The organism is Streptomyces sp. NPDC060049, from assembly GCF_042736715.1.
In the GTDB taxonomy this organism is placed as follows: Bacteria; Actinomycetota; Actinomycetes; order Streptomycetales; family Streptomycetaceae; genus Streptomyces.
In genome coordinates this window covers 1-2,690 of the sequence record NZ_JBHWVV010000039.1, presented here as the reverse complement: position 1 = coordinate 2,690, position 2,690 = coordinate 1, and the positions used below count along the sequence as shown (strand labels likewise).

The window sequence follows — 2,690 nt, the reverse complement described above, 5'->3', positions numbered from 1 at the left end:
ACAAAGGAAGCGTCCGTTCCTTGAGAACTCAACAGCGTGCCAAAAATCAACGCCAGAAGTTGATACCCCGTCCATTTCGGTGGATGAGGTTCCTTTGAAAAAGACCTGTGAGGTCGCGGTTCTGCCGTGATGCTTGCAGGCAATTACACAGCGAGGACGCAGTGGACGGTCGGTCTTATTCCGACATGACTGTCCCGCTCTAAGTGCGTGTGCACCCGATTACGGGTAAACATTCATGGAGAGTTTGATCCTGGCTCAGGACGAACGCTGGCGGCGTGCTTAACACATGCAAGTCGAACGATGAAGCCCTTCGGGGTGGATTAGTGGCGAACGGGTGAGTAACACGTGGGCAATCTGCCCTTCACTCTGGGACAAGCCCTGGAAACGGGGTCTAATACCGGATAATACTCCTGCCTGCATGGGTGGGGGTTGAAAGCTCCGGCGGTGAAGGATGAGCCCGCGGCCTATCAGCTTGTTGGTGGGGTAATGGCCCACCAAGGCGACGACGGGTAGCCGGCCTGAGAGGGCGACCGGCCACACTGGGACTGAGACACGGCCCAGACTCCTACGGGAGGCAGCAGTGGGGAATATTGCACAATGGGCGAAAGCCTGATGCAGCGACGCCGCGTGAGGGATGACGGCCTTCGGGTTGTAAACCTCTTTCAGCAGGGAAGAAGCGAAAGTGACGGTACCTGCAGAAGAAGCGCCGGCTAACTACGTGCCAGCAGCCGCGGTAATACGTAGGGCGCAAGCGTTGTCCGGAATTATTGGGCGTAAAGAGCTCGTAGGCGGCTTGTCACGTCGGATGTGAAAGCCCGAGGCTTAACCTCGGGTCTGCATTCGATACGGGCTAGCTAGAGTGTGGTAGGGGAGATCGGAATTCCTGGTGTAGCGGTGAAATGCGCAGATATCAGGAGGAACACCGGTGGCGAAGGCGGATCTCTGGGCCATTACTGACGCTGAGGAGCGAAAGCGTGGGGAGCGAACAGGATTAGATACCCTGGTAGTCCACGCCGTAAACGTTGGGAACTAGGTGTTGGCGACATTCCACGTCGTCGGTGCCGCAGCTAACGCATTAAGTTCCCCGCCTGGGGAGTACGGCCGCAAGGCTAAAACTCAAAGGAATTGACGGGGGCCCGCACAAGCAGCGGAGCATGTGGCTTAATTCGACGCAACGCGAAGAACCTTACCAAGGCTTGACATATACCGGAAAGCATTAGAGATAGTGCCCCCCTTGTGGTCGGTATACAGGTGGTGCATGGCTGTCGTCAGCTCGTGTCGTGAGATGTTGGGTTAAGTCCCGCAACGAGCGCAACCCTTGTCCTGTGTTGCCAGCATGCCCTTCGGGGTGATGGGGACTCACAGGAGACCGCCGGGGTCAACTCGGAGGAAGGTGGGGACGACGTCAAGTCATCATGCCCCTTATGTCTTGGGCTGCACACGTGCTACAATGGCCGGTACAATGAGCTGCGATACCGCAAGGTGGAGCGAATCTCAAAAAGCCGGTCTCAGTTCGGATTGGGGTCTGCAACTCGACCCCATGAAGTCGGAGTTGCTAGTAATCGCAGATCAGCATTGCTGCGGTGAATACGTTCCCGGGCCTTGTACACACCGCCCGTCACGTCACGAAAGTCGGTAACACCCGAAGCCGGTGGCCCAACCCGTAAGGGAGGGAGCTGTCGAAGGTGGGACTGGCGATTGGGACGAAGTCGTAACAAGGTAGCCGTACCGGAAGGTGCGGCTGGATCACCTCCTTTCTAAGGAGCATATAGCCGACTGCGATCGAATGAATCGCACGGTTGCTCATGGGTGGAACGTTGATTAGTTGGCACGGTTTCCTGGATGGATCACAAGTACTGCTTCGGCGTGGAAAGTGACTCTCTGACGGGGGATCGTGCTTGGCACGTTGTTGGGTATCTGAGGGTGCGGCCGAGAGGCTGTCCTTCTGCGATGCCGGCCCCAGTGCACTCACTAGCTTGTCTGGTGGGGTGATGGGTGACTGGTCGTTGCTTGAGAACTACACAGTGGACGCGAGCATCTGTAGGCCAAGTTTTTAAGGGCGCACGGTGGATGCCTTGGCACCAGGAACCGATGAAGGACGTGAGAGGCCGCGATAGGCCCCGGGGAGCTGCCAACTGAGCTTTGATCCGGGGGTGTCCGAATGGGGAAACCCGGCAGTCGTCATGGGCTGTCACCCACTGCTGAACACATAGGCAGTGTGGAGGGAACGCGGGGAAGTGAAACATCTCAGTACCCGCAGGAAGAGAAAACAACCGTGATTCCGGGAGTAGTGGCGAGCGAAACCGGATGAGGCCAAACCGTATGCGTGTGATACCCGGCAGGGGTTGCGCATGCGGGGTTGTGGGAATTCTTTTGATCGGTCTGCCGGCCGGTCGGCGAGTCAGAAACCGTTGATGTAGTCGAAGGACATGCGAAAGGTCCGGCGTAGAGGGTAAGACCCCCGTAGACGAAACATCAGCGGCTTGCTTAAGAATCTCCCAAGTAGCACGGGGCCCGAGAAATCCCGTGTGAATCTGGCGGGACCACCCGCTAAGCCTAAATATTCCCTGGTGACCGATAGCGGATAGTACCGTGAGGGAATGGTGAAAAGTACCGCGGGAGCGGAGTGAAATAGTACCTGAAACCGTGTGCCTACAAGCCGTGGGAGCGTCGCCGTTATTCTTCGGAAT

The 2,690-nt window shown here is 57.2% G+C and carries 2 rRNA genes; both read left to right on the top strand.

Annotated elements, in window-relative coordinates:
- Positions 1–232: 232 nt before the first annotated feature.
- A 16S ribosomal RNA gene (locus ACFWBY_RS36600) occupies positions 233–1,757 on the top strand.
- 286 nt (positions 1,758–2,043) lie between these two features.
- Positions 2,044–2,690 (top strand): 23S ribosomal RNA (locus ACFWBY_RS36595); the annotation flags it as partial.